Annotated in this window: 17 protein-coding genes and 2 pseudogenes; 17 read left to right on the forward strand and 2 right to left on the reverse strand. The window is 60.3% G+C overall.

Going from position 1 to position 24,052, the window contains the following annotated elements; all coding sequences use genetic code 11:
• The first annotated feature begins 779 nt into the window (after window positions 1-779).
• Window positions 780-1,157, forward strand: a complete 378-nt coding sequence (locus tag AC1DVF_RS06780; protein ID WP_093432884.1) for a fe2+ zn2+ uptake regulation protein — start codon at window positions 780-782, stop codon at window positions 1,155-1,157.
• An 18-nt stretch (window positions 1,158-1,175) separates the two neighbouring features.
• Here AC1DVF_RS06780 and AC1DVF_RS06785 read toward each other — a convergent pair whose 3' ends face one another.
• On the reverse strand, window positions 1,176-1,364 hold the full coding sequence (locus tag AC1DVF_RS06785; RefSeq protein WP_038363103.1) for a hypothetical protein: 189 nt from the start codon (window positions 1,362-1,364) through the stop codon (window positions 1,176-1,178).
• A gap of 158 nt (window positions 1,365-1,522) precedes the next feature.
• Between AC1DVF_RS06785 and AC1DVF_RS06790 the strand changes: the two genes are divergently transcribed.
• The 6 genes from AC1DVF_RS06790 to AC1DVF_RS06815 all read left to right on the forward strand — a co-directional run bounded on the left by AC1DVF_RS06790 (window position 1,523) and on the right by AC1DVF_RS06815 (window position 8,971).
• Complete coding sequence (locus AC1DVF_RS06790; protein ID WP_007918111.1) at window positions 1,523-1,663, forward strand: hypothetical protein; 141 nt, start codon at window positions 1,523-1,525, stop codon at window positions 1,661-1,663.
• Between the two features lie 274 nt (window positions 1,664-1,937).
• Window positions 1,938-3,185 (forward strand): MdfA family multidrug efflux MFS transporter, encoded by a 1,248-nt coding sequence (locus AC1DVF_RS06795; protein WP_116254676.1) that lies wholly within the window; start codon window positions 1,938-1,940, stop codon window positions 3,183-3,185.
• Window positions 3,186-3,196: 11 nt separating this feature from the next.
• Window positions 3,197-4,327: a LuxE/PaaK family acyltransferase gene (locus tag AC1DVF_RS06800; protein ID WP_460128617.1), complete on the forward strand. Its 1,131-nt coding sequence runs from the start codon at window positions 3,197-3,199 to the stop codon at window positions 4,325-4,327.
• A 1-nt stretch (window position 4,328) separates the two neighbouring features.
• On the forward strand, window positions 4,329-6,725 hold the full coding sequence (locus tag AC1DVF_RS06805) for an acyl-CoA reductase (protein WP_477782257.1): 2,397 nt from the start codon (window positions 4,329-4,331) through the stop codon (window positions 6,723-6,725).
• Window positions 6,726-6,767: 42 nt separating this feature from the next.
• On the forward strand, window positions 6,768-8,069 hold the full coding sequence (locus AC1DVF_RS06810; RefSeq protein WP_477782258.1) for a phenylacetate--CoA ligase family protein: 1,302 nt from the start codon (window positions 6,768-6,770) through the stop codon (window positions 8,067-8,069).
• The gene (locus AC1DVF_RS06815; RefSeq protein ID WP_257354963.1) at window positions 8,057-8,971 is read left to right on the forward strand and encodes a GNAT family N-acetyltransferase; all 915 of its coding nucleotides are present in this window, start codon (window positions 8,057-8,059) and stop codon (window positions 8,969-8,971) included. Before AC1DVF_RS06810 ends, AC1DVF_RS06815 begins: the two co-directional genes overlap by 13 nt.
• A gap of 70 nt (window positions 8,972-9,041) precedes the next feature.
• On the opposite strand, the gene AC1DVF_RS06820 is transcribed toward AC1DVF_RS06815, so the two are convergent.
• The gene (locus AC1DVF_RS06820) at window positions 9,042-9,569 is read right to left on the reverse strand and encodes a hypothetical protein (protein ID WP_093432901.1); all 528 of its coding nucleotides are present in this window, start codon (window positions 9,567-9,569) and stop codon (window positions 9,042-9,044) included.
• Between the two features lie 381 nt (window positions 9,570-9,950).
• Here AC1DVF_RS06820 and AC1DVF_RS06825 point away from each other — a divergent pair.
• From AC1DVF_RS06825 to AC1DVF_RS06870, 10 genes and pseudogenes are all read left to right on the forward strand, one after another.
• Window positions 9,951-11,081 (forward strand): annotated as a pseudogene (locus tag AC1DVF_RS06825) (HAMP domain-containing protein); the annotation flags it as partial.
• 333 nt (window positions 11,082-11,414) lie between these two features.
• A pseudogene (locus AC1DVF_RS06830) lies at window positions 11,415-11,942 on the forward strand (methyl-accepting chemotaxis protein); the annotation flags it as partial.
• A 238-nt stretch (window positions 11,943-12,180) separates the two neighbouring features.
• Window positions 12,181-12,627 (forward strand): DUF411 domain-containing protein, encoded by a 447-nt coding sequence (locus tag AC1DVF_RS06835; protein ID WP_093432907.1) that lies wholly within the window; start codon window positions 12,181-12,183, stop codon window positions 12,625-12,627.
• Window positions 12,627-13,061, forward strand: a complete 435-nt coding sequence (locus tag AC1DVF_RS06840; RefSeq protein WP_177413082.1) for a YqaA family protein — start codon at window positions 12,627-12,629, stop codon at window positions 13,059-13,061. The genes AC1DVF_RS06835 and AC1DVF_RS06840 overlap by 1 nt, the downstream gene beginning before the upstream one ends.
• Window positions 13,062-13,148: 87 nt before the next feature.
• Entirely contained in the window at window positions 13,149-14,198 is a 1,050-nt protein-coding gene (locus AC1DVF_RS06845) for an alpha/beta fold hydrolase (protein ID WP_093432913.1), read from the forward strand.
• Between the two features lie 13 nt (window positions 14,199-14,211).
• Window positions 14,212-15,165, forward strand: coding sequence for a D-2-hydroxyacid dehydrogenase family protein (locus AC1DVF_RS06850; protein ID WP_460128607.1), 954 nt, complete (start codon window positions 14,212-14,214; stop codon window positions 15,163-15,165).
• A gap of 620 nt (window positions 15,166-15,785) precedes the next feature.
• The gene (gene glgA / locus AC1DVF_RS06855; RefSeq protein ID WP_095050737.1) at window positions 15,786-17,372 is read left to right on the forward strand and encodes a glycogen synthase GlgA; all 1,587 of its coding nucleotides are present in this window, start codon (window positions 15,786-15,788) and stop codon (window positions 17,370-17,372) included.
• An 18-nt stretch (window positions 17,373-17,390) separates the two neighbouring features.
• Complete coding sequence (treZ, locus tag AC1DVF_RS06860) at window positions 17,391-19,193, forward strand: malto-oligosyltrehalose trehalohydrolase (RefSeq protein ID WP_257354959.1); 1,803 nt, start codon at window positions 17,391-17,393, stop codon at window positions 19,191-19,193.
• Window positions 19,190-21,268 carry a 4-alpha-glucanotransferase gene (malQ, locus tag AC1DVF_RS06865; protein WP_194934965.1) on the forward strand — a complete coding sequence of 693 codons (2,079 nt, stop codon included), beginning with the start codon at window positions 19,190-19,192 and terminating at the stop codon, window positions 21,266-21,268. The genes treZ and malQ overlap by 4 nt, the downstream gene beginning before the upstream one ends.
• Window positions 21,265-24,033 (forward strand): malto-oligosyltrehalose synthase, encoded by a 2,769-nt coding sequence (locus tag AC1DVF_RS06870; RefSeq protein ID WP_477782259.1) that lies wholly within the window; start codon window positions 21,265-21,267, stop codon window positions 24,031-24,033. The genes malQ and AC1DVF_RS06870 overlap by 4 nt, the downstream gene beginning before the upstream one ends.
• Window positions 24,034-24,052 lie beyond the last annotated feature (19 nt).

Raw genomic sequence — 24,052 nt, forward strand, 5'->3', positions numbered from 1 at the left:
CTCTCCCGGAGGGAGAGGGAACTGATCGAGGTGACTGCCAGAGTCACGCCGACGTGAAATACCGAGCCGAACGCAAATTCAGAGCAGATCAAAAGCCCCTCACCCTGGCCCTCTCCCGGAGGGAGAGGGAACTGATCGAGGTGATTGCCAGAGCTACGCCGACGTGTAATACCGAGCCGAACGCAAATCCAGAAGCAGATCAAAAACCCCTCACTGGCCCTCTCCCGGAAGGAGAGGGAACTGATCGAGGTGACCAAACCCAACCCCCCCGCCCCTCACCACTCCACAGGATGAGCGTTAGCTCGGCTGCAGCTCTTGATCTTGCCGTGCCGGCCCCTTCGGCAGGCTGAGTGAAGGGATTGATCCGGGTGTGGGAGCGCAGCGACCGTTTGGCGAAGCCAAACACAGCGAGAGGAGGTGCAGCGAAGCAAACCGTAGGCGCTGCGCCCGGATCGATCCCGGAGCGAAGGAACCCCGAGCCCCAGCGAGCGGGCCGAACGCCGGGGCCCAGCCTTTTGCTTACTTTTCGGCGTCTGGAAAAGTGAGTCGCTGTAAGAGCGAAACCGCCAGCCGCAACCCCAAAAAAACGGATATACACCCAAAACCCAAAGAACCTGGTCGGCCCAAAGGCCGCCAAGGCCACCCCCCAATCACAAGGAAAAGACAAATCCCCGACAAAATTTCTACATTTTTTCTTTCATGATTTGTCGTGCTGATACGTCTTGTTCTAGAGAGCGCAAAAAAACCACCCCGATCAGACTCTGAAAAGGAGTAATCGCATGTACAACTCGCAACTACCAACGGACGGTAGCCAGGCACCCAAAGGAGTTTCCATGAGCCCTCACGCGAGCGATTTCGGGCAACGCGTCGAGCGTCACGGTAACGAACGCATCCGCTTGCTGCTGAAAAGTTTCGGGCTGCGCACCAGCCTGATTCGTCTGAAAGTCATCGACGCCTTACTGGTCGCCGCACAAAGCGAACGGCGCCTGGGCGTTCGCGGTGTCCACAGCCAATTGCTCGACCTGGATATTCCGCTGTCCTTCCTCAGTGTGCGTGAGGTGCTCAAGCGCCTGTGCGCCGAAGGTGTGATCACCTTCAATGACGACAAGAGCTACAGCCTGCATCCACAGGCTGCAGCTGTCCTCAACCACGATTGAAGCGTGCAGCCATCGCCGTCAAGGCTTGACCTTGCGGCGCATCACGCCGTTGATCACCACCACGATCACCGCCACACCGATGGCGACGAACTGAAACGTCTTCTCCGAAATCATGCCGGCATTTTGCAGCCAGGACAGGCCGAGCATGATGGCCAGGACCGACACGGCGATCAGAATCGAATAAATCAAGCGTTGCTTGTGGGTCATTGCGGCTTCCTGAAACTTTGAAATGTATCCGGTTTGTATCCGTTTGCATGCCATGCACTTACCGTTCTACGGGGATGCGCCGCTGCAATCGGGGTCTCATGTTACAGCCGATGAAGAGTTTTGGCTTCATGACGGCGTAACCATGAGGAATTTTCAAAATGCTGCGTCGAATCACCTGGCTGATTCCCGTTCTTGCCCTGCTGACCCTGAGTGGCTGCATCATCTTCCCCCACGGCGGCTGGCATGACGATCACCACCGTTACTACCAGGGTGGCCCTGGTTATTACCAACATCGCTAGAACAGGATTGTTCGCCCTGCCCGCTTGCCAATGAACAGACCGTGGCAGGAAATCAACAAGTCCGATCAACTTCAAACAAAGCCCGCCCCGTTGCGGGCTTTTCTGTTTTTGCCAAATGCTTCCATAAATCGCTCTAACTCGTGCTCTGCGCAAAACCCGATCACTAAATAAGTTGCAAGCATTTGAAATCTAATGTCGCAGCAAAACAATAGGCCGGGCGCACCTCTGCAACTAGTCTCTGGCAACTTCCTTTCACTCACTAACAGGAACGTTTATGCAGAGAACTCTTATACAGATCCAGCCGCAAAAAGCGCTCGGATTTTGTTTGGTGATCAGCGCGTTTGAACTTCTGACGTATATGGCCAGCGACTTGATCATGCCTGCGATGTTAAGCGTTACCACCGAACTTGATGCCGATGTGCGGCATGTACCGAACGCTTTCAATCTTTATCTGCTTGGCGGTGTCTGCCTGCAATGGCTGATTGGCCCGCTGTCCGATCAATGGGGTCGAAGGCGGGTATTGTTGATCGGCTGCGCGTTATTTGCGGCCGCCTGCGCGGGCGCCTACAGCACCGAAAGCATTGAAGCCTTCAATCTACTGCGACTGCTGCAGGGCATGGGCCTGGGTTTTGTTGTGGCGGTCAGTTATCCGGCCCTCCAGGAAGTGTTCTGTGAAGCGGATGCGGTGCGTTTGATGGCGCTGCTCGGCAATATCGCCCTGCTTTCCCCCTTGATGGGGCCGCTGCTGGGCATTCTGCTGTTGCAATGGCTGTCGTGGCGCGAAGTGTTTCTGGGCTTGGGCCTTGCCGCGTCTATGGTCTGGCTGGGGCTATTCGCATGGATGCCGGAAACGGTTGGCGTCGCCCGTCGAGACGGACAGATGCAACCTGCCGTGCGCTTTTCCTGGGAGCAAACCTGCCGACGTTACCGCGCCCTGTTGGGTAATTGCCGATTCCTCGCCGCCAGCCTGGCGCTGGGGCTGATGAGCCTGCCGCTGATCGCCTGGATCGGCCTGGCGCCGTTGCTGCTGATCGAGTTGCTCGGGCTGACGCCGCTTGAATATGGCGTCTGGCAAATCCCGATTTTCTCTGCGGTGATTGTCGGCAATCTGATCCTTGACCGGTTGCTGATCACGCACGCCTTGCCGCAACTGATCCGCTTGGCGCTCTGGCCGTTTTGCCTGGGGCTTCTGGCCCTGATCGTCTGCGCACTGGCTGGCGCCGGACTCGGGCCGGTGGTCGCCAGTCTGGCGTTGTACGCAGTCGGATTGGGCATGAGCAATGCCGCGCTGTATCGATTGGCGCTGTTTGCCAGTGATGACAGTAAAGGTCTGGTATCGGCATTGGTCGGGATGATTTCGATTGCCGTGATGGGCCTCGGCGGCTTGCTGATTGCTGCCATCGGCGGTGGCGCAAGGCTCGAGCTTTTCGCGCTTTGCGCCGCTTTCAGCGGTTTGATGTGTCTCCCTCTGTTGCAGGGTTTGTTGCAACGCACCCCTCCCGACTCCGCCTCTGCTCAGTAAAGGAATATTGAATGCATCACTTCCCCGCCAGCGATGCGCTTTGCGCGTTGCCACACCCCTATTGCCCGGATTCCGTGCCGGTGGGCCTGTTCGATCAGGCCATGACCGAGATCAGTCGGTTTCATTGCCGGCATACCCCCGGCTACGCCCATTGGCTGAACGCCAACGGCCTCGACGAACAGGACCTGGACAGTCTTGATGACTGGGCCCGTCTGCCGCCGATTCTGGCGAACTTCTTCAAACAGCAATTGCTGCTCAGTCCGACCGGAGCGCGCGCCCTGGAACTGACATCGTCCGGCACCAGCGGCCAGAAAAGCCGTATGCGCTATGACCCGCGCAGCCTCGCGGGCGCTCAGTTCATGGTCGAGCGGATCTTCAGTCATTACGGCTGGTACTCACCAGATACGCCTTGCAATTACCTGCTGCTGAGCTACGAACCGCAAGGTGCGATCACCTTGGGAACGTCGTATACCGATCAGTTCCTGTGCCGCTTTGCTCCCGTCAACCGCGTCGCCTACGCGTTACGCAGTAACGGCGACGGCCATCAATTCGATGTGTTCGGCGTCATCACGGCCCTGCAATCGTTCGCCGAAGAAGGCCTGCCCGTGCGCATTTTCGGTTTCCCGGCCTTCCTTTGGCAGACCCTGCAACACATGCAGGCCACCGGCGTGCCTGAGCTGAAACTGCCGGCAGGTTCGCTGGCATTTTTTGGCGGTGGCTGGAAAACCCGGGCCAGCGAGGAAATTCCCAAACAGCAATTGTATGGACGCATCGCCCGGCAACTGGGCATCGAAACCGCACGGTGCCGCGACGGTTACGGTGCAGTCGAGCACGCGGTGCCGTACATCGAATGTGACCGGCATCATTTTCATGTGCCGGTTTACGCCAAGGCGTACGTGCGCAATCCGCAGGATTTTTCCATCCAGCCCTACGGCCAGCAAGGCTTGCTGGGATTCGTCTCGCCCTACATTTCGTCCAGCCCGGCGCATGCGGTGGTGATGAGCGATCTGGCGACGCTGCACCCGGGCTCAAGTTGCGGCTGCGGCCTCGCCAGCGACTGGTTCGAACTGCATGGCCGTGCGGGCACCACCGCCGGCAGGAGCTGCGCGATGGCCGCCTCCGAATTATTGGGGAGGCACTGACATGTACCTGCTCAACGGAGAGCTTTTCGCCGAAATCGACCTCGACAACGCACTGGCGCAACTGCATCAGACCTTGCCGCACCACCTCAGCACACCGCTGGATAGCGCCGTTGTTCTGACCGCCGCGGGCAACTTTGCGCAGCATCTGCACAGCGCCGAACTGCCGCTGGATGACGAACAACGCCTGGCGCTGATTGACTTCTGTCAGCCTCACGCCCTGCAAACCAAACTTGAACGCGAACTGGGTGATCAGGCCGAGTCACTGCGGCGCGTTGATTATCAGCAGTCGCGCTTTGAACGCTGGAGTCCCTTGGGCCTGGTGGTTCACGTCACCCCGGCCAACGCGCCGCTGTTGGCCTACTGCGCCATGCTCGAAAGCCTGTTGGCCGGCAACCTTAACTGGCTACGCCCCAGCCGCAGCGACCAAGGCCTGACCGCACGCCTGCTGCACGCATTGGTGCAATGCGACCCCAGCGGTCAACTCTGCCATTACGTCGCGGTGTTACCCGTAGCGACGGAGCAGATCGGCCGCTTGTGCAAAATGGCCAATGGCGTATCGGCGTGGGGAGGCGAAACCGCGCTGCAAGCCATCCGCCAACAGTTGCCACCCGGATGCCGCTGGATCGACTGGGGGCACCGCATCAGTTTCGCCTACCTGACGCCAGACGCGGCCTCGCCGCCAGCGCTGGACGCGATTGTCGATGAAGTCTGCCGACTGGACCAACAAGCTTGCTCCAGCCCGCAATGGTTGCTGGTCGACAGCGACGATCCCGCCGTTGTGCAAGGCATCGGCAGCGCATTGGCCAAGGCATTCGAGCGTCGCGTCGGGCAATGGCCGGCGCTGACTCCGACGGTTCAGGAAGCCAGCGAGATCACCAGCCACACCCTGATGGCGCGTCTGGGCCAGAGCTTTTCCGGTAACACCGGGCAGGTCTGGCGCGCGCCGGGCTGGCGGGTGATCTGGAGCCATGATCAGTCGCTGGCGCCTTCGCCGCTGTTTCGCACGTTGCTGCTCAAACCACTGCCACGGGCGCGACTGACGCAAACACTGCTGCCTTGGCGCAACGTGTTACAGAGTTGCGCGCTGGTCTGCGGTGAGGCGCAGCTCAATGAGCTCGCACGCACATTGATTGCAGCGGGCGTCAGCCGAATTACGCCGATCAACGCGATCCACGACGGCTACGACGGCGAGCCCCACGACGGCGTTTACGCACTGCAACGCCTGAGCCGCCGCGTGTCGGTCAGCCTCGCGCCAACGCAGTTGCCCACCCACATGAACCTCGACCAGCCACCTTGCGCACTGACACTGACAGGTCTGCCGATCACCGACAAAGCAGCGTTTATCGCGCGACCGACGACAGCGGCGGCGCAGCTGTTTTTCCGCTCCGGCGGCAGCAGCGGCACACCGGCGCTGTCGGGCTTCAGTTACCGCGATTTTCAACGGCAAATGCGCGCGACGGCCGATGGGTTGTTCGCGGCGGGCCTTGATCCGCGGCGCGACAAGGTGATGAACCTGTTCTTCAGTGGCGGCTTGTACGGCGGCTTCTTCAGTTTTGCCAAAGTCCTGGAATTGCTCGGTGCGACGCACCTGCCCATGGGCGCGCCGGCCGACGATGATTACCGCGATATTGCGCAAGTGATCATCGAGCAGCGCGTCACCGTGCTGATCGGCATGCCCAGCACCCTGCATCGACTGTTCCTCAACGAGGGGCCGCGCCTGAGTCGTTATGGGGTGATTGAAAAGGTTTTCCTCGGCGGAGAGCACATCAGCGATCAGTGCCGCGAATTACTGCATCGCTGCGGCGTCGCCAGTATCCGTTCGGCGGTGTACGGCAGTGTCGATGCGGGGCCATTCGGGCATGCCTGCGCCGCCACTGGCGACGGTGTGTTCCATTTGATGGAGGCTATCCAGCATCTGGAAATCGTCGCACTGGAGCAGGACAAGCCGGTCGTTGGCGCTGAAGTCGGCCGTTTGCTGTTCACCTCCAAAGCACGTGAAGGCCAACAGGTGCAGCGCTATGAAGTCGGCGACACCGGCCGCTGGCTGGCCGGCGACTGCCCGTGCGGGCTGAGTTCGCCACGTTTCGAATTGCTGCAACGACACGGCCGACTGCTGCGCATCGGCAGCGACTTCATTTGTCTGAACGAACTCGCCCGGCACCTGCAGGCGCCGTTTCAGTTACACCTCGATCACGCACCCGATGGCCTTGAGCGCCTGCTGATTCACAGCCCTGGCGAACCCGCAGACATTCTCTGCCGACTCGAGGGCTACGCGACGCTGGCGACACTCGTGCGCACCGGGCTTCTCACCGTGCAGGCGCAAACCTGCGAGCCGCAACATTTCGACAGAAACAAACACAGCGGAAAGATTCCGCCCGTAATCGACTCGCGCCGTTAACAGCGATCGTCAGCCATGGCCAAAACAATTAACGAGAACACCATGAATACAACAACAGAACTTGGCAAGTTGTTCGCTTTTGCCCGCGAACATTCGGCGTATTACGCCAGACACTTGCAAAACGTCGCGCCGCAGACAAATACCCTGGATGAACTTCCGGTAATCGATCCTCAACAATACTGGGCAAGTAGCGAGCATCTGGAACAATGGCCGGTACTGACCTCAACGGTCGAACGCGCCCTGGTATTCAAGACCGGTGGAACAACCAGCGCCGGTAAACTTTCAGTATTTACCCGCGAAGAATGGCAGACACTTGTGCGGGACTTCGGCAGCCATCTCGCTGGTCAACTCAATCCCGGCGACCGGGTGGCGAACCTGTTTTTCGTCGGCGACCTGTATGCCAGTTTCATTTTTATCCACGACGCCCTGGCGCACGAACCGGCGGGTGTTACCGAATACCCGTTTACCGGCGACGTCGACCCTGCGGTGCTGGTCGACTCGATCCGCCAACACCGGATCAATGTGCTGGCCGGCGTGCCCGCGCAATTGCTGGCGTTCGCCGCCGGGCTGGAGCGCCAGGCGCGAACCCTGGCCGAAGTGGAAACAATCCTTTACGGCGGCGAAAGCCTGTTCACCGGACAATTGCAGGCGTTGCACCGGGTGTTTCCCAACGCGCGGATTGCCTCGATCGGTTACGCCAGTGTCGATGCCGGTTTCATCGGCGCCGCAAGCCGCGATTGCGCACTCGGCGAGCACCGGATGCTGGCCAGCCACAGCGTGCTGGAAATCGTCGATGAACACACCGGTGAAGTGATCGAAGAATGCGACCGAACCGGACGACTGCTGATCACCAACCTCACCCGCCGACTGATGCCGCTGATCCGCTACCCTGTGGGTGATCTCGCTTGCTGGCGAGAGCCGGCTACTGCGTCGATGCGCAAGTTCGCCTTGATGGGCCGCAGCACCAGCAGTCAGCGGGTGCGCGTGAGCAGCCTGACTCTGTTGATCGAAGACATTGCCGCAATCGTCGCACGCATCACCGCCAGCGACGACTGGCAACTGGTCATCAGCCAATCGGCCAACGTCGATATCGTGTGCCTGAAATGGCTACCCAACGCGCTGACGGCCGAGACCGCAGACGCCAACACGACCTTGCAGCGCGCACTGATCGAGCAATACCCGCTGATCAAGCAACTCTGCGCTGAGCGCTTGATCGAGTTGCAGATTACCCATTGCACTCCCGATGAACTCGCGCGCCATCCGCGTTCCGGCAAGCGCCAACGCGTCGTCGATCTGCGTGTCTACGCCACGCCCGGACCGGAGCAACGTCCATGGACAACTTGACGCTGCGCAGTTATCGCCGATCCGACGCCAGGGCCATCAGCCATCTGTTTCGGGAAATCTATGGTGACCACTACGTGCAGCCGCACGTGTATTTGCCGTTGATGATCAATCAGAACCATGGCGAGGGTCGCTGGCATTCGCTGGTGGCGGAATCCGGGAAAAAAATCCTCGGCCACGCCACGTTGTGCAGAAACGCGGGATCGTCTACGGCGGAACTGGCGTTGAGCGTGGTCCATCCGTCAACACGCGGGCAGAACATCGCGACGCAGTTGGGCATGCGGTTGTTGATCCATGCCCAGGCACTCGGTTGCCACGGCGTGACCATCAAACAGGTGACGCAGCATCTCTACACCCAACGCATGGCTGACCGACTCGGTTTTTGCAGCACCGGGTTGTTGCTCGACTACGTCCCCTCACCGTTTGGCGAGCCACTGCCGGAGTCCATCGTCATCGGCTACACCCCTGTCGAAGGCTATCGCCGCCCGCTCCCGGCATTGTCCTGGCCGCAAAGCTGTCACGATTTCATGGCGCATTTGTGCGGCGTATACGGAACACAAGACAAAGAAGCGCGTTGGGTGGGAGAGCCGATGCAGGTTGAACAATACTCAGGGCGTTATGACGTGGTGCTGAAAAAACTCGACGCCGGCTTGCTTCAACAGCTACGACGACTGCCCGAACACTGGTTGATCTCGATCAGGCTAAGACTGGCAACAGGCTTCGCCAATGCCGTGGATAGCCTGTCGGCAATGGGCTTCGTCTTCACCGGGATTGCCCCGAATGAACGGGGCGCTGGATGGTTGGCTTTGTTTCATCGGGGCTATCGCGCGCGATCGCTGGAGCTGCGCTGCCCACACCTGCAACGACTGCATGATCAGGCTCAACAACGCGTCGCGGCACGCTGAAGCGAGGCGTTGCCGGGTTCTTGCACATCAACCAGCCCGTTCAAGCGTTGAGCGGGCTAAACGGTCAGCCTCAAGCTTTGGCTTTGACACCTTCATCGACCGGTTTCGCGGCGTTGCCTTCACCGTAGGTCTTGAGGTTCTGCAGGACATAGATCGCTTTCTTGAACTCGGGAATCAGACTCTGGCCGTAAGCGTTGCCATTGAGGCCATTGTTCTGAATGGCGTCGAGCTGGGTCGCGAAATACTCCAGGGCGTTGAATTTGGCATCGATATCTTTGGTCACGCCAAAACGGTCGAACTTGTCACCGGCGTTCTTCAAGGTAAACGACGTGATCTCGGAGATCAGGCCACGGCTGCGCAGCATCTCGCTCAGATTTCCCAATTGTTTTACTGAAACATTCGCAGGATCAAAGCCCTTGATGGCCTTGCGCAGGCCCTGCTTGTCCATTTCAGCGGTATTCAGCGCGGTGGGATTGGTACCGACCTTGGTCAGCATCTGCTGCACTTTGATGCTCTGGGCCACTTGTTTTTTCGCGCCGGTGTTACGAACCATAACGCCTGCTTTGCTCTCCCAGCCGCCGACAATACCGATCGTCATGAGAAGACTCCCTGTGAAATGAACAAAAAAATATCCGTGTTGAACGGCAATAATGGCCGCGAGTATCGGCGGGCGAATTGATGGCACCAACCTATTTCTGCACTTTTTTACAATTCTTGTACATTCTCGATACAAAAGCCCAACGGCCCGCGTTCACTGACCCGAAGTTGTCATGACAAGGCAACGAAAATCACTTTTTTGCTTATCGACGCGCGCTGATCAGCACCTGTGTATCGATCTCGATACCGGCCGGTCATCGGTATTGCTGCTTTTTAGGACGCGAGTACCTAAAGCTTCCGGGCACCACGACGATACGCTGGAGATACCCGCACTGTTTTACCCCTGCCCCTAATAAGAAACGCTGCTCAAGGACCGGACTCCATGCCCGCATTCCGCACTATTCAGGCTCGCTACACGCTGTTTCTGGTTCTGTTCATCCTGCTGTTGTCGGTGTTGACCGTGGTTGGCATCAGCCAACTGGTCGCCCCGAAACTGCGCCATACCGAAGAACAGGTGGTACTCAACCGCATCGCCGAAGTCGCCGAGCAGATTCAGGGCGAGTTGAACAAAGTGCAGGCGCAACAGCGCAGCATCACCCAGACCATCCCGCTGCTCGACAGCGCCGCCATCGACGCGGTGCTGCCAGGTCTGGTCGATCAGTACGGCGAGCTGAAAGTATTCGGCGGCGGGATCTGGCCTCTGCCGGGGCAACGTGAAGCCGGGCGCAACAAATACAGTACGTTCTGGCACCGCGACGCCTCGGGCAAACTCGCCGTCAACACCTTCTGGAACAGCGACGCGGCGCCCAACTACTACGACCAGAGCTGGTACAAGGGCGGCATGGCCACTCCGCGCGGTCAATGCGCCTGGGCGGCGGCCTATAAAGATGACGCCAGCGCCGAGCCGCGCACCAACTGCGCCATGGCCATCCAGAAAAACGGCAATGCCTGGGGCGTGTCGACCATTGACGTCACCCTTGGCTTCTTTAACGACCTGGTGGCGCGCAAGGAAAAAGACCTTAACGCTGAGATGCTGATTGTTGAAGCCGACGGCAAGGTCATCAGTAACAGCTCGCGCATCAGTGGCCCGATCGTGCTGAAGAACATCAGCGAACTGGCCGGCACGTCGACCTTCGCCAGCCAGGTCAAAGCCGGGTTGCAGAACCGCGATCAGGCGCAGCGCATCGAATTCGATAACAACGGTGAAGCCAGCACTTTCTTCATGCGTCCTATCGAAGGCACGCCGTGGTTCCTCGCCACGGCGCTGCCGACGAAAATGCTCACCGCCCAGCGTGATGACGTCCTCAGCACCTTGAGCCTGTTGCAGATTCCGCTGGTGATCCTGCTGGTGCTGTTGCAGGTCTACGCGATTCGTCAGTTGGTGCAACGCATGAAAGCCTTGAAAGCCAACATCGATTTGCTGTCCAGCGGCGATGCCGACCTGACCCGGCGCATCACCATTCGCGCCGAAGATGAACTCGGCGCCATCGGTCACTCGGTGAACACCTTTATTGCCTACTTGCAAAACATGATCGGCGAAGTCACCCAGGCCACCGGCGCCATGGCCTCCAGCCTGGATAACCTGCAACGCACCTCGGCGCAGACCAGCCAGATTCTGTTGCGTCATGCTTCGGAAACCGATCAGACCGTTACCGCCATCACCGAAATGAGTTCGACGGCAGAAAGCGTTGCGCAGAACGCCGCCGAAACCGCCGCGTTTACCCAGCGCGCCAATGAAAATGCCGACCGTTCGCGGGTGGTGGTGGGCGAAGCGACCAACAGCGTGGTCGCGTTGATCGATGAAGTGGCCAGCGCTACACACAAAGTTGAAAACATGCAGCAGGACGCCCAGCGCATCACCGAAATTCTCGGGGTGATCGGCGCGATTGCCGGGCAGACCAACCTGTTGGCGCTCAACGCGGCCATCGAAGCAGCACGCGCCGGTGAACAGGGCCGTGGTTTTGCCGTGGTTGCCGATGAAGTGCGTGCCCTCGCCGCGCGCACCCAGGCCAGCACCTCGGAAATCAACGAGATGTTGACGCGTCTGACTCAGGGCGTGAGCTCGTCGGTCAGCGCCATGGAAAACACCCAGGCCAGTTGCCAGTCCGCCGCCGACGCGACCGCACGGGTCAACTCCGGTCTGGACGAAATGGCCGGCTCGGTCAGCCACATCAACAGCCTCAGCACCCAGATCGCCACCGCCGCCGAGCAGCAAAGCGCCGTGACCGAAGAGATCAACCGCAGCATGGTGCAGATCCGCCACATGGTCGATGAGCTGGTGCAGAGTGGCAAAGCCAGCGAACTCAACACTCACCAGTTGCTCGAAGCCAACAGCCGGGTGAGCGCGATCATGGGCCGTTTCAAAGTGCGCTGATCCCTGCGTACCACAAGGGTTTTCTGCTCAACAGATAACCCTTGTGGGAGCGAGCCTGCTCGCGAAAGCGATCTTTCAGTCCCCGCTTCAGTGTTTGAACTACCGCATTCGCGAGCAGGCTCGCTCCCACAGGTTGGTGCTGCGTTTTGCAACAACTGGAAACATTGCGTTGATGCCCGGCGGCAAAAACCGGTCAAAATGCGTGCTTTCCGATTGTCACCCGAGCCGAGAATCCGTTATGCGAACCCACCTGCGTCTGCTCGCCCTGAGCGCCCTGTTCATCTCCGCAATGGCCCAGGCTGCCGACCTGATTCCGATCGAAGTCCATCGCGATGCCAATTGCGGCTGCTGCAAAAAATGGATCAGCCACCTTGAAGCCAATGGCTTCAAAGTCGAAGATCACGTCGAAAGCGACATGAGCAGCTTCAAGCAGCAACATGGCGTACCGCCGCGTCTGGCCTCGTGCCACACCGCGATCATCAACGGCAAATTCGTCGAAGGCCATGTGCCCGCGGAACAGGTTCTGGCCCTGAGCAAGCGTGACGATCTGCTCGGCGTCGCCGCACCGGGCATGCCAATGGGCTCGCCGGGCATGGAAATGGACGGCATGAGTGATGCTTATCAGGTTATCGGCCTGAAGAAAGACGGGGCTGACGTGGTCGTGGCGGATTACCCGGCCCATTGATCATCACGGCGTACGGCGGCCTGTTTCTCGCCGCTTTCGGCGCGGCGACCTTGTTGCCGCTGCAATCCGAGGCGTTACTGGTCGGCCTGATCGTCAGCGAGCGTTATTGGCTGTGGGGGCTGCTGGCGGTGGCGACGCTGGGCAACGTACTCGGCTCGCTGGTCAACTGGTGGCTGGGGCGCGGGATCGAGCGCTTTCAGGATCGGCGCTGGTTTCCGGTCAGCGCCGCGCACATGGCGAGGGCGCGCAAACACTATGAGCGCTACGGTCACTGGTCGTTGCTGCTGAGCTGGTTGCCGATCATTGGCGACCCCCTGACGCTGATTGCCGGCGTGATGCGCGAACCGCTAGGGCGCTTTCTGTTGATCGTCACCCTGGCCAAAGGTGCACGTTACGGCGTGCTGGCCCTGCTGACGCTGGGGTGGCTGGGTTGAACGTTCAGGCGCGGGCATTGCCTGTGTTTAACGTCGGCGTAATCCGCTCGTTCCAGCATCGGCCGATTTCAAACGGAGTTTGACCTTATGTCTGTCATGTTTTCCCGTTGGCTGCCTGGCCTGTTTCTTTGCGCCGCCTTGCCCCTGTCGGCGCAGGCTGCGACGTCAAGCGAAGCGACGCCGGAAGGCCCGGCCTATGGCCCGGAACTGCAAGGCTTCGATTATCCCTACACCCTTAAACACTTTGCCTTTCAGTCCCAGGGCAAATCCCTGCAGATGGGTTACATGGACGTCGCCGCTCACGGCAAGGCCAACGGCCGCACTGTGGTGCTGATGCACGGCAAGAATTTTTGCGCAGCCACCTGGGACAGTTCGATCAAGGCCTTGAGCGAATCCGGTTACCGGGTGATCGCACCGGACCAGATCGGCTTCTGCACCTCCAGTAAACCCGACAACTATCAATACAGCTTTCAGCAACTGGCGACCAACACTCAGCAGTTGCTCAAAGCGCTGGGCATTCAAAAAGCCACGCTGCTCGGTCATTCCACCGGCGGCATGCTCGCCACGCGTTATGCCTTGCTGTTCCCCGAGCAGGTCGAGCAACTGGCGCTGGTAAACCCGATCGGCCTGGAAGACTGGAAAGCCCTCGGCGTGCCGTATCGCACCGTGGATCAGTGGTATCAGCGTGAGCTGAAAGTCAGCGCCCAAGGCATCCGTGATTATGAACGCACCACTTACTACGACGGCCGCTGGAAACCGGAATTCGACCGTTGGGTGGACATGCTCGCCGGGCTGAGCAAAGGCCCGGGCAAGACTCAGGTCGCATGGAACTCAGCGCTGATCTACGACATGATTTTCACCCAGCCGGTGTATTACGAGTTCAAAGACCTGAAGATGCCGACCCTGCTGCTGATCGGCACCTCCGACACCACGGCCATCGGCAAGGACCTCGCGCCGCCTGAGGTGAAAGCGAAAATCGGCCATTACGACGTGCTCGGCAAACAAGTGGCCAAGCTGATCCCGCAGTCGACGCTGGTGGAGTTTCCCGGCATGGGCCACGCGCCACAAATGGAAGAGCCGGCACAGTTCCACAAGGCCTTGCTCGGCTGGCTGAATACAACCAATCCCGTTCGTTGATGAGGTAAGGCTGATGGCGGTGCAGATTGCAGTGATCGATGACTGGCAGGACGTGGCCCGCGACGTGGTCGACTGGTCGGTGCTCGATGGCCTCGGTGAAGTGACGTTCGAACACGATTACCCGGCGGACAATGCCACACTGGCCGAGCGACTGGGCCGCTACCAGGTGATCTGCGTGATGCGCGAGCGCACGCGCTTCGATGAGGATTTGCTCAAGCGTTTGCCTCATCTGAAGTTGCTGGTCACCGGCGGCATGCGCAACGCAGCGCTGGATATGCAAGCGGCCGCCAGGCTGGGGATCAAGGTTTGCGGCACCGACAGTTACAAGCATGCCGCGCCGGAATTGACCTGGGCGCTGATCATGGCGGCCACGCGCAATCTGGTGAACGAAGCCAATGCCCTGCGCGACGGTCACTGGCAGCAAGGGCTGGGCGGTGACCTGCACGGCAAGACCCTCGGCATTCTCGGTCTGGGCAGCATCGGCCAACGCGTGGCGCAGTTTGGTCAGGTGTTCGGCATGCGGGTGATTGCCTGGAGCGAAAACCTCACCGCCGAACGCGCTGAACAGGCTGGCGTGATGTACGTGAGCAAGCAGGAACTGTTCGAGCAGGCGGACGCGTTGTCGGTGCATCTGGTGCTCAGCGAGCGCAGTCGCGGGCTGGTCGATGCACAGGCACTGGGCTGGATGAAGCCGACGGCCCTGCTGGTCAACACCGCCCGCGGGCCGATTGTCGATGAGGCAGCGCTGATCAAGGCGTTGCAGAAACAGCAGATCGCCGGGGCGGCGCTGGACGTGTTCGAACAGGAACCGCTGCCCGCGATGCACCCGTTTCGAACGCTGGACAATGTCTTGGCGACGCCGCATGTCGGGTATGTCAGCCGGCAGAACTATGAGCAGTTCTTTTCGCAGATGATCGAGGATATTCAGGCTTGGGCGGCTGGGGAGCCGGTTCGCCTGTTGAACTGAGAATTCCCATCATTACGCTGGTGTAGCGACCACCGCCTTCGCGAGCAAGCTCGCTCCCACATTGGATCTGTGCCAGGAACACATTTTCTGTCCACTGAAGATCTCCTATGGGAGCGAGCCTGCTCGCGAATGGGCACTCACTGTCACCCCATCAACAAACTGCCCGCACCACAACAGTGCAACCGCACTTCCCGCTAGCACAGAATCGTGACCGATCAGTCACCGTTTTCGCCCTCCCTCGCAGAAAAACCTGCACTTCGTCGGTGCGTTTCCCCCTCAAAAGCACGGTCGGCGTGGCTTGCCAACCGATTGTCGAACAATTTACCCATTTGCTCCGCCCCGCTCTAGGATCTGGCCTAGACTGACTTTCGCGGGGTAAAACCGACCGGTCACATCGCGGAAAAAAAGTCGAAACTTTTGCGCGCGGCGGCTGGTCATCTGAAAGACAGGGCCATAGCGACTGGTGCAATCCTTGCAACGGCCCGTTCACCCATTCTGCTTGCGCGTGTTGGGTAGCGTTTGCTCACCGATGCGTGGCGCGTTTGCGCCCGGCCACAGGACTTGGCCATGGACATCGCTTGTTCAAGACAAGAATCAGATCAACGAGACGGGAGATTCATATGATCAGTGCGGCATTGGAAATTCAGGGAGAGCGTGCTCAGCAGGCGGTTGGTGAATCGAGCACCATCAGTGTTCCTGGCAGCCGACAGATCAACATTCCCGGCACCAAAACGCTGACTCCGGTAGCGAGCCAGAACCCCAACAAGAAAAAAGTCTTGTTCGTCACCTCGGAAATCGCCGATCTGGTCAAGACCGGCGGTCTGGGTGACGTCTCCGCTGCCCTGCCCCGGGCCATGGCCCATCTGCACGACGTGCGCGTGTTGATCCCCGGTTACCCGCAGGTGATGCACAGCGAAAACCCGATCCACATCATCGGCGAACTGGGCGGCCACGCAGCGCTGCCGCCGTGCAAGATCGGGCGCATGGACATGCCGGACGGTCTGGTCATCTACGTGCTGATCTGCCCCGAACTCTATGAGCGCGAAGGCTCGCCCTACGGCGCCAACAACGGCCGCGACTGGCCGGATAACCACATTCGCTTCGCCCGCCTCGGTCTGGCCGCCGCCGACATCGCCGCCAACCTCGCGCAAATTCACTGGTGCCCGGATCTGGTGCACGCCCATGACTGGCCGGCCGGTCTCGCGCCTGCCTATATGCACTGGCGCGGGCAGCGTACGCCCACCCTGTTCACCATTCACAACCTCGCCTATCAAGGCGTGACCAGCCTCGGCTCCTGCCCGGAGCTGGGGATTCCAGCCCATGCCCTGCAACAGGAAGGCATGGAGTTCTACGGCAAGATGTCGTTCCTCAAGGCCGGCATGGCGTATTCGAGCCATATCACCACGGTCAGCGCCACTTACGCGCAGGAAATCACCACCCCGGATTTCGGCTGTGGCCTCGACGGTTTCCTCGCCGCCAAGACTCAGCAAGGCTTGCTCAGCGGCATCCCCAACGGCATTGATGAAAGCTGGGACGCTGCGACCGATCCGCACCTGTTTGCACCGTTTGCAATTGGCGACTGGGAAGGCAAAGCGATCAACGCCGCGCACGTGCGTGAGCTGTTCGGCCTCAACGATTCCACCGGACCGTTGTTCGCTGTGGTGTCGCGACTGGTCTACCAGAAAGGTCTGGACCTGACGATAGCGGTATCCGAATACATCGTGCAGAACGGTGGCCAGATCGCAATCATCGGTCGCGGCGAACCGGAAGAAGAACAAGCCATGCGCGAACTGGCGCTGCGCTTTCCAGGGCAGATCGGTGTGCGCATCGGCTTCAACGAAACCGACGCCCGACGCATGTTCGCCGGCAGCGATTTCCTGCTGATGCCTTCGCGTTACGAGCCTTGCGGTTTGAGTCAGATGTACGCCCAGCGTTTCGGCTCGCTGCCAGTCGCACGCAATACCGGGGGTCTGGCCGACACCATTGAAAACGGCGTCACCGGTTTCCTCTTCGATGAGTCCACCGCTGAAAGCTATCAAGAGGCCCTGAGTCGCGCATTCAAGGTATTCGCCTTCCCCGAACTGCTCAACGCCATGCGTTGCCGGGCAATGGCTGCGCCGTTCAACTGGTGCAAAGCGGTTGAACCGTACGCCGAACTCTACGAACAACTGGTCGCCAAGGCGCTGGGTAAAGCTCACCACAAATAACCAGGGAGGTTCACCACGATGCCGTTACGGTCTACTGAAACCTGGCCCCACGGCGCGATCATGCTGGACGCCGAACACACGCAATTTGCGCTATGGGCGCCGGATGCGTTTTACGTGAGTGTCGAACTTGAAAACGGTCAGTCGCTGCCGATGCTGCCTCAGGCAGACGGCTGGTTTGTGATCAAGGCCCGCTGTCCGGCGGGCACCCGCTACCGCTACAACATCGACGGCGAACTGGAGGTGCCCGATCCGGCCTCCCGAGCCCAGGATGGCGACCTCGACCGCCACAGTGTGGTGGTCGATCCTCTGGCTTATCAATGGCGACACACGGCCTGGCACGGTCGGCCATGGAGCGAAGCGGTGATCTACGAGTTGCACGTCGGTGCGCTCGGTGGTTTCGCGGAAGTCGAACAACATCTGGCGCGCCTTGCAGGCCTGGGCATCACCGCCATCGAACTGATGCCGCTGGCGCAGTTCCCTGGCGAACGCAATTGGGGCTACGACGGTGTTTTGCCCTACGCCCCGCAAGCCTCCTACGGCACGCCGGAACAACTCAAACACCTGATCGACAGCGCCCACAGCCACGGTCTGGCGGTAATTCTCGACGTGGTCTACAACCACTTCGGCCCGGACGGCAATTACCTGCACCGTTACGCCAAAGGCTTCTTTCGCGAAGACAAGCACACGCCGTGGGGCGCGGCGATCGATTTTCGTCGCAGCGAAGTGCGCGAGTTCTTCATCGAAAACGCGCTGATGTGGCTGCTCGAATACCGTTTCGACGGCCTGCGCCTCGACGCCGTGCATGCCATTGAGGATCCGGATTTTCTCAGCGAAATGGCCCGACGCATCCGCGCGCAGATCGACCCCAGTCGGCATGTCTGGCTGACCGTGGAAAACGAACTCAACCAGTCGAGCCTGCTGGAATACGACTACGACGCGCAGTGGAACGATGACGGCCATAACGCCCTGCACGTCCTGCTCACTGGCGAAACCGATGCGTATTACGCCGACTACGCCGCACAACCCACCGAACAATTGGTGCGCTGCCTCAGTCAGGGCTTTGTTTTCCAGGGCCACATCACCCGCCATGGCGAACCACGCGGCGAACCCAGCGAACACCTGCCCTCCACGGCGTTCGTGCTGTTCCTGCAAAACCACGATCAGATCGGCAACCGTGCGTTCGGCGAGCGCCTGCATCACCTGGCCGATCCGCGTGCCGTGCAGGCAGCGACCGTGTTGTTACTGCTGTCGCCGATGATTCCGCTGATGTTCATGGGCGATGAGTTCGCCGCCGAGCAGCCGTTCCTGTTTTTCACCAGTCACCACGGTGAACTGGCCAAGTTGGTGCGTGAGGGCCGCCGCAATGAATTCGCCGCGTTCAGTGCCTTCACCGATCTGCACAAACGCGAGCAGATTCCCGACCCGAACGCCGAAAAAACCTTCCACGCCTCACAGCCCAGGCTGATCGGCAATGGCAGCGTGAAACAGCAGGAAACCCTCGCGCTGTACCAGAAGCTGCTGCAATTTCGCCATCAATACATCATCCCCCATCTGTCCGGCACGCAAGCGCTCGGCGCCCATATGCTCGGTTATGGCGCGGTCAGTGCGCGCTGGCGTCTGGGCAATGGCAGCGAGCTGCGAATTGACCTGAACCTCAGCGACACGCCAGTGGTCAACCCTCCACAGACCGAGGCCGTGTGGTTGTTTCAACAGCCATCCAGCGTCGATCTATCGGAATCGGGCGAACTGCCCGCGTATTGCGCGCTTGTCAGCCTCACGGCCGCAACCCCTTTGCAACCTCTGGATGGAGAGCGCCTATGAGCGATGCGCAACTGGAAATACTTGCAAGCCGCGCCGGCCTTGCCGTCGACTGGATCGACGCCAACGGCCGCCCGCAAAAAGTCGCCCCGGCGGTGCTGCGCAATGTTCTGATCGGACTCGGCCACCCCGCCAGCACCGCGCAGGAAATCGACGCCAGCCTGCTGGAACTGCAAGCTGCCCAACAAGACCGCCACTTGCCGCCGCTACTCACTAGCGATGTCGGCGTCGGCCTCGATCTGGGTCGGTATTTCGCCCCGCAAACCCCGTGCGAAATCCACCTTGAAGACGGCTCGCGGCTGAACCTGAAACTTGATTCTGAAGCAGTACTGCCGGGACTGATTCCGGTCGGCTATCAACAGGTGCACATCGGCGATCAATATTTCACCTTGGCCGTGGCCCCGGAGCGCTGCTTCAGTGTCGGCGATGCGGTGGATAATCCGATTCCTCGCGTTTGGGGTCTGAGTGCGCAACTGTATTCGCTGCGCCGCCCCGGCGATGGCGGTTTCGGTGACACCCAAGCGTTGGAGGATCTGGTCCGCGTGGCGGGTGAACGCGGCGCCGATGCGCTGGCAATCAGCCCATTGCACGCGATGTTCAGCGCCGATACCGGGCGCTACAGTCCTTATTCGCCGTCCAGTCGTCTGTTCCTCAATCCCCTGTACGCCGCCCCCGGCGCGATTCTTGGTGAGCGCGCTTTGCGCGATGCGATCGACGCGACCGGCCTGGCCGAGCAGTTTGCGCAACTGGAAGACCTGACCCTGATCGACTGGCCAAGCGCCGCCGACGCCAAGCAAAAACTACTGCAAGCCTTGTATGAAGGTTTCGTCGCCGGTGACCACCCGCTGCACCCGGACTTCGCCAGTTTCCGCCATGCCGGTGGTGAAGCACTGGAAAACCATTGCCGCTTCGAAGCCATTCAGGAAATGCGCGCCGCCCGTGGTGAAAACCTCGACTGGCGGCAATGGCCGGAACACTGGCACGACCCACGCGGCGCAGCGCTCGAAGCGTTTGCCGAAGAATATGCCGAACGCATCGGCTACTTCGCTTTTTGCCAATGGCTGATCCACCGTTGCCTGGAGCGCGCGCAAACCGCTGCACGCAGCGCCGGCATGGGCATTGGCCTGATCGCCGATCTGGCGGTGGGTGCCGACGGCGCCGGTAGCCAGGCCTGGAGTTTCCAGGATGAATTGCTCGCCTCGCTGACCGTGGGTGCGCCGCCGGATATTCTAAATCGCTCGGGCCAGGGCTGGGGCATTTCCGCATTCTCGCCGGAAGGCCTGATTCGCAATGGTTTCCGTGCCTTCATCGACATGCTGCGTGCCAACTTCGCCCACGCCGGTGGTTTGCGCATCGACCATGTCATGGGCCTGCAACGCTTGTGGGTGATCCCCAACGGCGCGGCGCCGGCCGATGGCGCGTACCTGTATTACCCGGTCGATGACTTGCTGCGATTGCTGACCCTCGAATCCCATCGTCACCAGGCCATCGTCCTCGGTGAAGACCTCGGCACGGTGCCCGATGGCCTGCGTGAAAAGCTCATCGCCCGCTCCATGCTCGGCATGCGCGTGCTGCTGTTCGAGCAGGACAACACCTTTTTCAAACCGATTCTCGACTGGCCGGACAACGCCTTGGCGACCACCAGCACCCACGACCTGCCAACGCTCAACGGCTGGTGGCATGGTCGTGATATCGACTGGAACGCGCGCTTGGGCTTTGTCGATGCCAACGGTGAAATCGAATGGCGGCATCACCGCCAGCGTGAGCGCGAAGGCCTGCGCAACGCGTTGAGCCAGGACCCGCAAAACTTTCGCGAGGAATCCCACGAGGCCGATCAAGTGGTCGATGCCGCCGTACGCTTCCTTGGCCACACCCGCGCGCCGTTGGTGCTGTTGCCGCTGGAAGATGCGCTGGGCATCAATGAACAGGCGAATCTGCCCGGCACCATCGACACCCATCCGAACTGGTCACGGCGCTTGCCCGGCACCAGTGAGGCGCTGCTCGATGGCGCGGATGCGGCGCGACGTCTGGAATTACTCGCCTGCGCAAGGCTTCAGGCTGCCGAGCGTGACCAATGAACCAAGCGCTCATCCAGCCCCTGCGCGCGACCTTGCGCCTGCAATTTCATAAAGGTTTTACCCTCGAACACGCGGTGCCATTGGTGCCGTACTTCGCCCGCCTCGGCATCAGCCATATTTATGCCTCGCCACTGCTCGCAGCGCGGGCCGGTTCGATGCACGGCTACGACGTGGTCGACCCGACCCAGGTCAACCCGGAACTTGGCGGCGAGCCGGCATTACGGCGCTTGATCAGCACCCTGCGCGAACACGACATGGGCCTGATCCTCGACATCGTCTCCAACCACATGGCGGTCGGTGGCAGCGACAACCCGTGGTGGCTTGATCTGCTGGAATGGGGGCGGCTGAGTCCTTATGGCGAGTTCTTCGACATTCAATGGCATTCGCCGGATCCACTGATGGAAGGCCAGTTGCTGCTGCCGTTCCTCGGCAGCGATTACGGCGTGGCCCTGCAGGAAGGCACGCTGAAACTGCACTTCAATGCGCAGACCGGCAGTTTCCATGTCGAGCACTACGACCATCACTTCCCGGTGTGCCCGAATGATTACCCTGAGCTGCTGAAAACCTCGGATGCGCTGAAGCCGTTGGCCGATCGCTTCGGCGCCCTCAGCTATCAGACCGATGCCCATTCACTGGCGATTCCGCTTAAAGAAGAATTGCGCCAATTGGCGAGTGATCCGTCAATTGCCGAGGCCATCGAAAACAACCTGAAGCATTACGATTCGACCAGCGAAGAAGGCTTCCACAAACTGCATGAGTTGCTCGAACGTCAAAGCTATCGCCTGGCGAGTTGGCGCACGGCGGCTGACGACATCAACTGGCGGCGCTTTTTCGACATCAACGAACTCGGCGGCCTGCGCGTTGAGCGCCCGGCAGTGTTCGAAGCCACCCACGGCAAGATCTTCCAGTTGATTGCCGAAGGGCTGGTCGATGGTTTGCGCATCGACCACATCGACGGTCTCGCCGACCCGCGCGGTTACTGCCGCAAACTGCGCCGCCGGGTTGATCTGCTGGCACCGGGCAGACATTTGCCGATCTACGTCGAGAAGATCCTCGGCGCCGGCGAAACCCTGCACCGCGACTGGGCGGTGGACGGCACCACCGGTTATGAATTCATGAATCAGCTGTCGCTGCTGCAACACGACCCGGATGGCGAACACATGCTCGGCGACCTCTGGCAACGGCGTAGCGAACGTCCGGCCGCGTTCATCGAGGAAGCGCAACTGGCGCGTCAGCAGATCCTCAACGGCTCGCTCGCCAGCGATTGCGAAAGCGTCGCCCAGGCCCTGCTGCAAGTCGCCCGCGATGACCTGATGACCCGCGATCTGACCCTCGGGGCGATCCGCCGAGTGTTGCAGGCGTTGATCGTGCACTTTCCGGTGTATCGCACGTACATCAGCGCCATGGGCCGCTCCGCGCAGGATGAAAAGTTCTTCCAGCAGGCCATGGACGGTGCGCGACAGAGCCTCGGCGAAGGCGACTGGCCGGTGCTCGACTGCGTTGCCGCCTGGCTTGGCGGTACGCCGTGGCGGGGTAAACCGCGCGGGCGTTCGCGCAAGATTCTCAAGCATGCCTGCGTACGCTTTCAGCAACTGACCTCACCGGCAGCGGCCAAAGCCGTGGAAGACACCGCGCTGTATCGCTCCGCCGTGCTGCTGTCGCGCAATGACGTCGGCTACAACACCGAACAGTTCAGCGCGCCGCTCAGCGACTTTCACGTGGTCAATCAACAACGGCTGAGTGAATTCCCTGACAACTTGCTGACCACCGCGACCCACGATCACAAACGTGGTGAAGACACCCGCGCACGTCTGGCCGTACTCAGTGAGCGCAGCCATTGGTACGCCGAGCAGATCGAGCTGTGGCGCGCCCTCGCCCGCCCGGTGCGGGTGGATGATCAGATGCCATCGAGCGGCGATGAGCTGATTCTTTATCAAGCGTTGCTGGGCAGTTGGCCGCTGCAACTGCGTGACGACGACCAGGCGGGTTTCGCCGACTACGCCAAGCGCATCTGGCAATGGCAGCAGAAAGCCCTGCGTGAAGCCAAGCTGCAAAGCAGTTGGAGCGCACCGAGCGAAAGCTACGAAAACGCCGCGCAAGCGTTCACCGAAAAACTTCTCACCGGTGAGGAAGGTGAGTTGCTGCGCGCCGCGCTGAGCAAGACCGTCAACAGCATCGCCGCCGCCGGCGCGCTTAATGGCTTGGCGCAAACCTTGCTGCGCATGACCGTGCCGGGGGTGCCGGACCTGTATCAGGGCAATGAGTTTTGGGACTTCAGCCTGGTCGATCCGGACAACCGCCGGCCGGTGGATTACGCCGCTCGCGAACACGCTTTGCAGGAGCCATTGCCACCTGTGGAGTTGCTGGCGAATTGGCGTGACGGGCGCATCAAGCAAGCCTTGATCGCCCAAGTCCTGAACCTGCGCATCGAACATGCCGAGCTGTTCCGCCGGGGCAGCTACCAGGCTCTGGAAGTGCTCGGCAGTCAGGCGCACAACGTGCTCGCGTTTGCCCGTGAGCACGCGGGGAAGCAGGCCATCGTGATCGTGCCGGTCCGTTGCGCGACCCTGCTGGAAAACGGTGCTGTACCTCAGGTCGATGCGCTGCGCTGGGGCGATACGCGGGTGGTTTTACCGTTCGCCGCCTCTGCGACAAACCTGAAGGGACTTTTTTCGAGCAGCGCAGTCACAAAAAACAGGGAGCTGAATATCAGCGACGCGCTGGGGGATGTCCCGGTCAATCTCTTTATCCAACACTTAACGTAAGCATGAGTTCAGTTCAGGA

Source organism: Pseudomonas sp. P4_D7 (assembly GCF_056401755.1).

Bases quoted from the DNA above. Each gene is read 5' to 3' on its own strand.
- AC1DVF_RS06780 (WP_093432884.1), top strand. From the start codon at position 780: ATGTACAACTCGCAACTACCAACGGACGGTAGCCAGGCACCCAAAGGA.
- AC1DVF_RS06785 (WP_038363103.1), bottom strand. From the start codon at position 1,364: ATGACCCACAAGCAACGCTTGATTTATTCGATTCTGATCGCCGTGTCG.
- AC1DVF_RS06790 (WP_007918111.1), top strand. From the start codon at position 1,523: ATGCTGCGTCGAATCACCTGGCTGATTCCCGTTCTTGCCCTGCTGACC.
- AC1DVF_RS06795 (WP_116254676.1), top strand. From the start codon at position 1,938: ATGCAGAGAACTCTTATACAGATCCAGCCGCAAAAAGCGCTCGGATTT.
- AC1DVF_RS06800 (WP_460128617.1), top strand. From the start codon at position 3,197: ATGCATCACTTCCCCGCCAGCGATGCGCTTTGCGCGTTGCCACACCCC.
- AC1DVF_RS06805 (WP_477782257.1), top strand. From the start codon at position 4,329: ATGTACCTGCTCAACGGAGAGCTTTTCGCCGAAATCGACCTCGACAAC.
- AC1DVF_RS06810 (WP_477782258.1), top strand. From the start codon at position 6,768: ATGAATACAACAACAGAACTTGGCAAGTTGTTCGCTTTTGCCCGCGAA.
- AC1DVF_RS06815 (WP_257354963.1), top strand. From the start codon at position 8,057: ATGGACAACTTGACGCTGCGCAGTTATCGCCGATCCGACGCCAGGGCC.
- AC1DVF_RS06820 (WP_093432901.1), bottom strand. From the start codon at position 9,569: ATGACGATCGGTATTGTCGGCGGCTGGGAGAGCAAAGCAGGCGTTATG.
- AC1DVF_RS06835 (WP_093432907.1), top strand. From the start codon at position 12,181: ATGCGAACCCACCTGCGTCTGCTCGCCCTGAGCGCCCTGTTCATCTCC.
- AC1DVF_RS06845 (WP_093432913.1), top strand. From the start codon at position 13,149: ATGTCTGTCATGTTTTCCCGTTGGCTGCCTGGCCTGTTTCTTTGCGCC.
- AC1DVF_RS06850 (WP_460128607.1), top strand. From the start codon at position 14,212: ATGGCGGTGCAGATTGCAGTGATCGATGACTGGCAGGACGTGGCCCGC.
- glgA (WP_095050737.1), top strand. From the start codon at position 15,786: ATGATCAGTGCGGCATTGGAAATTCAGGGAGAGCGTGCTCAGCAGGCG.
- treZ (WP_257354959.1), top strand. From the start codon at position 17,391: ATGCCGTTACGGTCTACTGAAACCTGGCCCCACGGCGCGATCATGCTG.
- malQ (WP_194934965.1), top strand. From the start codon at position 19,190: ATGAGCGATGCGCAACTGGAAATACTTGCAAGCCGCGCCGGCCTTGCC.
- AC1DVF_RS06870 (WP_477782259.1), top strand. From the start codon at position 21,265: ATGAACCAAGCGCTCATCCAGCCCCTGCGCGCGACCTTGCGCCTGCAA.